The organism is Dietzia sp. DQ12-76, assembly GCF_014145045.1.
In the GTDB taxonomy this organism is placed as follows: domain Bacteria; phylum Actinomycetota; class Actinomycetes; order Mycobacteriales; family Mycobacteriaceae; genus Dietzia.
In genome coordinates, this window is sequence record NZ_JAALDV010000339.1 from 1 (window position 1) to 5,930 (window position 5,930).

Here is a 5,930-nt window from a genome sequence, read left to right on the forward strand (position 1 = left end):
GAATCCGTCGGCCGACGGGCTCGAATCGATGAGCGCCGCGCACACCGCGTGGGGGTCTATCGGGTCCTGCGCGACCAACCGGACCGCGCGGGCGAGCACCACCTTGGACAGGCCGCCGGCGCGGATCCCGGCGATCGCGGTGGCCACGCGGTGCCGGTGGACCTCCGTGGAGGGGATCTCCTCGGCGACGCGGGCCCGGGTGCGGATCGATCGGAAGTAGGCGGGGGGCTCGAGGGGGCCGTCGGTCCGGACCACGATGTCGGGTTCCACCAACGCCGCCCGCGCATCGGGTTCGAACCCCATGGCGCCCGCCACCAGGCCGCAGTCCCCGGATCTCAGGGCCAGCGCCGCGTCTGCCGGATCAGTGAAGGAACGGAGGGATCCCTGGGTGCGCAGTGAGCCCGTGGGGCGGGACAGGAGGAAGTCCGGAGCGGTGACAGGCCTCGCGGCGTCGGGGTGGAGCCCTGACGCCACGGCTCGCCTCCTTGACTCCGACCGGGTGTGATCGCGCGCGAAGGGCGCACCACGGGTACCCGGCCGATCCTAGGCCGGTCCTGCGCGGGGGTGCGAGCCGGGACCGTCTCTAGGATGGTGACCATGACAGCACAAGACGTCCGTGTCCGCTTCTGCCCGTCGCCCACCGGCACACCCCACGTGGGACTGGTCAGGACGGCGCTGTTCAACTGGGCCCACGCCCGGCACACGGGCGGCACCTTCGTCTTCCGCATCGAGGACACCGATGCCGCACGCGACTCGGAGGAGTCGTACCGGGCGTTGCTCGACGCGCTCCGGTGGCTCGGACTGGACTGGGACGAGGGGCCGGAGGTGGGCGGACCGTACGCCCCCTACCGCCAGTCCGAGCGACGCGACCAGCACCTCGAGGTGGTGCGCAGGCTCGTCGACGCCGGAGAGGCCTACGAGTCCTTCTCGACGGCCGAGGAGGTCGAGGCCCGCCACCGCGCGGCCGGGCGTGATCCCAAGCTCGGGTACGACGGGTACGACCGCGATCTGACGGAGGAGCAGAAGCAGGCCTACCGGGATGAGGGGCGTGGCGCGGTGATCCGGCTCCGGATGCCGGACGAGGACCTGGGGTGGGACGATCTCGTCCGCGGTGAGACCGTCTTCAAGGCCGGCTCCGTTCCGGACTTCGCGCTGACCCGCGCAAACGGGGTCCCCCTCTACACCCTGGTGAACCCGGTGGACGACGCGCTCATGCAGATCACCCACGTGCTCCGGGGCGAGGACCTGCTCAGCTCCACCCCCCGGCAGATCGCGCTCTACCGCGCGCTGACGCGGATCGGGGTGGCCGAGCGTGTCCCCGAGTTCGGGCACCTGCCGTTCGTCATGGGCGAGGGGAACAAGAAGCTGTCCAAGCGGGATCCGCAGTCGGACCTGTTCCTGCACCGTGACAGAGGGATGTTGCCCGAGGGGCTGCTCAACTACCTGGCGCTCCTGGGGTGGGGACTGTCGGACGACCGCGATGTGTTCTCCCTCCAGGAGATGGTGGAGGCCTTCGACGTACGTCAGGTCAACGCCAACCCCGCCCGCTTCGACCAGAAGAAAGCGGACGCGATCAACGCCGAGCACATCCGACGGCTTCCCCCGGAGGTGTTCGCGCAACGGCTGCGGGACTTCCTCGAGGCGCACCCGTCCGAGGACGGCCTGACGCTGCCGCCCGAGCTGGACGGAGACCGGTGGGCGGTCGTGGCCGACCTGCTCCAGACCCGCATCGTCGTCCTGTCCGACGCGTGGGACCTGATCCGCTTCCTCGTGGTGGACGAGGCGGAGTTCGTCGTCGATCCCGGATCCGCCGCCAAGAACCTCAAGGCCGACTCCCGCGAGGTCGTGGACGCGGCCGTGCGCGCGCTGGACGCGCTACCGGAGTGGACCACCCCCGCGATCGAGGCGGCGCTCTCCGGTGCACTGGTGGACGGCCTCGGGATCAAGCCACGCAAGGCCTATGGCCCGATCCGGGTCGCGGTGACCGGCTCGCACATCTCGCCGCCCCTGTTCGAATCGTTGGAGCTGCTGGGTCGGGAGCTGACCCTGGCCCGGCTCCGGGCCGCGCCGATCGCCGACTGACCAGGCGATTTGCTATTCACCCTCGGTGCTTTGATAGTCTCTTCGAGGTCGCCCCGCACGGGCGGACAAGTGAATACAGTGGCCTATGGTGTAATTGGCAACACAGCGGTTTCTGGTACCGTCGTTCTAGGTTCGAGTCCTGGTAGGCCAGCTGAGCGCGCACAGCGCTCACTGCAGTGGTTCCCTCAGCGGAACCGCGTCCTGAGCCCCCGTCGTCTAGCGGCCTAGGACGCCGCCCTCTCACGGCGGTAGCGTGGGTTCGAATCCCATCGGGGGTACACACGAGAACACCCGGAGTGACATGCTCCGGGTGTTCTCCTCGTCAGGGCCTCTCGCGCGTCGTCTGCGGTGGCCCTCGCTCACGCGACCCCGACGACCCGGCCCCGTCCCCGCAGCCGGATGAGGTGTCGCGCGTGCGCGTCGAGAGCGTGGTCCTCCGCGCTCTTCGGGGTCCAGTGCGGCACCGGGGTGGGTGTGAGATCCGGACCCAGCGCCGCGCACACCGCCAGACAGTGGGTGGTCAGGACCCGGTCCGGCGATGTGGGCTCACCGGACCGGACGTGAACGGACACGTGCATGGTCTCGTGACCGGTGTGCAGGAGCCGGGCCTCGACCTCGACGACGTGACCGATGCTCACCGGGTGGTAGAACCGCACGCCGCCCGCGTACACGGAGGTGCACGGGGTGCCCGACCAGTGGGTCGCGCAGAGGTTCGCGGCGTCGTCGATCCACGACATGATCCGCCCACCGTGGACGTTGCCACCCCAGTTCACGTCAGCGGGTGCCGCGAGGAACCGCAGGGTCGACCGGGGTGCGGTCCCCTCGGCGGTGTAGTCCTGCTGCGCCATGGCGTCCTCGATGTCCTTGCGCAGCGCGATACGCATCACCGCTTCTTCCGACTCGTGTACCTCCAACCGGGAGGCGGGTCGCCAGGACGGCACGGGGGTGGGTCTGCCCTCACGCATGGCGATGAAGACGACGAGACACTCGGCGCAGTGGCGGTACTCGAGCGCGACGGGATCGCAGGCCCGGACATCACACTGGATGTGCATCGAACTCGACCCGGTGTGGATGAGGCGCGCTGACACCTCGACGAGCTGCCCGGCCTCGATCGGCCGCGAGAAGCGGACGTTGCCCACGTAGGCGGTGACGGCATAGCCACCCGACCAGACCGCGGCCTGGGCGTACGCGGCCTTGTCGATCCACTCGAGGATGCGGCCTGTGTGAACCTGGTTCCCGGCGCCCACGTCGGTCGGGGCGGCGAGGAATCGCAGGACGGTCTCTCGGGGAGTCTGCACGCCGGGAAAACTATCGCCGTCGTGTAACGGCGTGGTTGCGGCGGATGTGGATCGCGTGTCGGTGTTCTCACCCCGGACCACCGTCACCGTGAGGGCTGAGCGGGTGGTCCTGGTCGTGCCTGGGCGAGGCTAGTCGACGGTCTCCTTGAGCGGGTCCTCGCGGATGAACAGCAGCAACCCGGTGGCGACCACCAGCAGGGGGACCACGATGAGGAAGATCGGCACCAGGGCGTCGTTGTAGGAACCCACGATCGCGTCGTGGAGCGGCCCGGGCAGTCCGGCGAGGATCTCGGGACTCATCGAGTTGGCCGCTCCGGAGCCGTTCGAGAACGACGTGGCCATCTCGGCCCCTTCCGGTCCCATCGCCGCCGCCGCGGCCGGGATGCGAACTCCCATGAGATCGGAAAGACGACTGACGAAGAGCGACCCCACGATGGCCGATCCCAGGGTTCCGCCGATCTGGCGGAAGAAGTTGTTGGACGCCGTGGCGGTGCCGACCATCGACACGGGGAACGAGTTCTGGACGATCAGCACGAGCAGCTGCATGCACAGGCCGAGACCGAAACCGAAGACGAAGAGCACGACCCCGAGGTGGAGCAGGGTGTCCGTCTCCTCGAGCGAGCTGATGAGAAACAGTCCCACGGCCATGATGATGCTGCCCGCGACGGGATACCACTTGTACCGGCCGGTGCGGCTCACGATGTTGCCCACGATGATGGAGGTGCCCATCATCCCCGCCATCATCGGGGTCATCATGAGGCCGGCGTGGGTGGGTCCGAGTCCGTGGACCATCTGGATGTAGGTGGGAAGGTAGGTGATGGTCCCGAACATGGCGATACCGATGATGAGCCCGGCGGCGGTGGAGAGCGCGAAGTTGCGCTCGGCGAACAGGGTCATGGGGATCAGGGGGTGTGGTGACCGCAGTTCGACCCGGACGAACGCGGCTGCGCAGACCAGGAAGAGGGCGGCGAGGCCGAGGATGACCGGGTCGGTCCAGGAGTAGCGGTTGCCGGCCCACGAGCAGACGAGGATGAGCGCCGTGGTGCCCGTGACCATTAGCACGGTCCCCGGCCAGTCGGTCCTCCGACCGGTGCCGCGAGCGGGCAGTCTCAGGTAGAGAACCGCGACCGCGAGTGTGAGCAGGCAGATCGGCAGGTTGAACCACAGTGCCCAGCGCCAGCCCGGGCCCTCTGTGAAGAACCCGCCCAGGAGCGGACCGAGGATCGACGAGAGCCCGAACACGGCCCCCATCACTCCCATGTACCGGCCTCTCTGACGGGCGGGGACGACGTCGGCGACGATGGCCTGGGACAGCACCATCAGACCTCCGCCCCCCAGGCCCTGGATGGCGCGGGAGACGATGAGGACGTCGATGCTCCACGACAGGGCTCCGAGTACGGACCCGCCGAGGAACAGCAGGATCGCCGCGACGAAGAGCGGTTTGCGTCCGATCTGGTCGCCGAGCTTGCCGTACACGGGCAGGCCGATGGTCATGGTGAGGAGATAGACGGTGATGACCCAGCTCATCTTGTCGACCCCGCCGAGGTCCGCGACGATCGTGGGGAGCGCGGTCGCGAAGATCATCTGCCCCAGGGACACGATGAGCATCCCGAGCAGGAGCGAGGTGAACACCAGCGGCACGTTGTGGGACGGCGCGCGCTCGGCGGTCTCGTGACCGGCCGTCGCGAGGGTGCTGGTATCGCTCATGACGTGGATCCCGTCTTCTCGGAAGAGGTCGTCTGCGCCGACGCCGTGTCGGTGGGGGAACTGACGAGGAGGGCGAGCTGTCGCAGGGCGAGGGCGCACTCGGAGTCGAGATCGTCGAAGGTCGAGGCCCGCCGCGTCAGCCAGCTCGACAGGCCCAGGTTGGCCGAGGCGGCCACGAGGGCGACGCAGGCGCGCGCTTCGGCCTCCGCTGCGACCCCCTCGAGGCGGCGGAGACCCGGCTGACGCTCGAAGTGCTCGGTCACCAGGTCCACCAGGCGGAGTTGGAAGCGTGAGGACGCGGTCACGCGGGCCACGCCGAGGTCCGGTTCCGCCCGGAAGATCGCGCCTCGACGGTGGGCGAGTCTCGCCGTCTGGGCGTCGTCCCCGATTCGCGCGTCGGCGAAAGCCGCGAGGAACAGTCGGAGGAGTGCCCCGGGCACGTCCGGGTCGGCGGCGTCGAGGAACTCTCGGCGCCGTGCCGGGGGGACGTCACGGGGAGGTGAACCGATGACGGCGGCCTCCTTCGACGGGACGTAGTTGAAGAACGTGCGCTTGGAGACGTGGGCCGCGGCGCAGATCTGGTCCACCGTCACGCAGTCGTACCCGCGCTCCAGGACGAGGGAGGTCGCGGCGTCCTCTATGGCCAGCAGCGTGGCGCGACGTTTCCTCTCGCGGAGGGAGTCCTGATCTGGGGGGGAGGTCACCGGAGCAGCCTACACAGAAAATGCACCGAGTGCATATGTGTACTCGGTGCACGCGCGTTGGTGTCGCGATTTTGTGGTCGGCCGCTGGTGTCGCTACAGTTGACGCGTACTCGGCCCCCGTCGTCTAGCGGCCTAGGAC

General features: G+C 68.8%; 4 protein-coding genes, 2 tRNA genes and 1 pseudogene. 3 read left to right on the plus strand and 4 right to left on the minus strand.

Annotated elements, in window-relative coordinates:
• Positions 1-474: pseudogene (locus G6019_RS11720) on the minus strand (isochorismate synthase); the annotation flags it as partial.
• 123 nt (positions 475-597) lie between these two features.
• On the opposite strand from G6019_RS11720, the gene gltX reads away from it, so the two are divergent.
• The 3 genes from gltX to G6019_RS11735 all read left to right on the plus strand — a co-directional run bounded on the left by gltX (position 598) and on the right by G6019_RS11735 (position 2,360).
• Positions 598-2,082: a glutamate--tRNA ligase gene (gene gltX, locus G6019_RS11725; RefSeq protein ID WP_107758115.1), complete on the plus strand. Its 1,485-nt coding sequence runs from the start codon at positions 598-600 to the stop codon at positions 2,080-2,082.
• A gap of 79 nt (positions 2,083-2,161) precedes the next feature.
• A tRNA-Gln gene (locus tag G6019_RS11730) sits at positions 2,162-2,233 on the plus strand.
• 54 nt (positions 2,234-2,287) lie between these two features.
• Positions 2,288-2,360: transfer RNA gene (locus G6019_RS11735), tRNA-Glu, on the plus strand.
• A gap of 81 nt (positions 2,361-2,441) precedes the next feature.
• Here the strand turns inward: G6019_RS11735 and G6019_RS11740 are convergent.
• The 3 genes from G6019_RS11740 to G6019_RS11750 all read right to left on the minus strand — a co-directional run bounded on the left by G6019_RS11740 (position 2,442) and on the right by G6019_RS11750 (position 5,791).
• The gene (locus G6019_RS11740) at positions 2,442-3,380 is read right to left on the minus strand and encodes an acyl-CoA thioesterase (RefSeq protein ID WP_182613152.1); all 939 of its coding nucleotides are present in this window, start codon (positions 3,378-3,380) and stop codon (positions 2,442-2,444) included.
• Between the two features lie 129 nt (positions 3,381-3,509).
• Entirely contained in the window at positions 3,510-5,087 is a 1,578-nt protein-coding gene (locus G6019_RS11745) for an MDR family MFS transporter (RefSeq protein WP_182613151.1), read from the minus strand.
• Positions 5,084-5,791: a TetR family transcriptional regulator gene (locus G6019_RS11750; RefSeq protein WP_182613150.1), complete on the minus strand. Its 708-nt coding sequence runs from the start codon at positions 5,789-5,791 to the stop codon at positions 5,084-5,086. Before G6019_RS11750 ends, G6019_RS11745 begins: the two co-directional genes overlap by 4 nt.
• Positions 5,792-5,930: the final 139 nt, after the last annotated feature.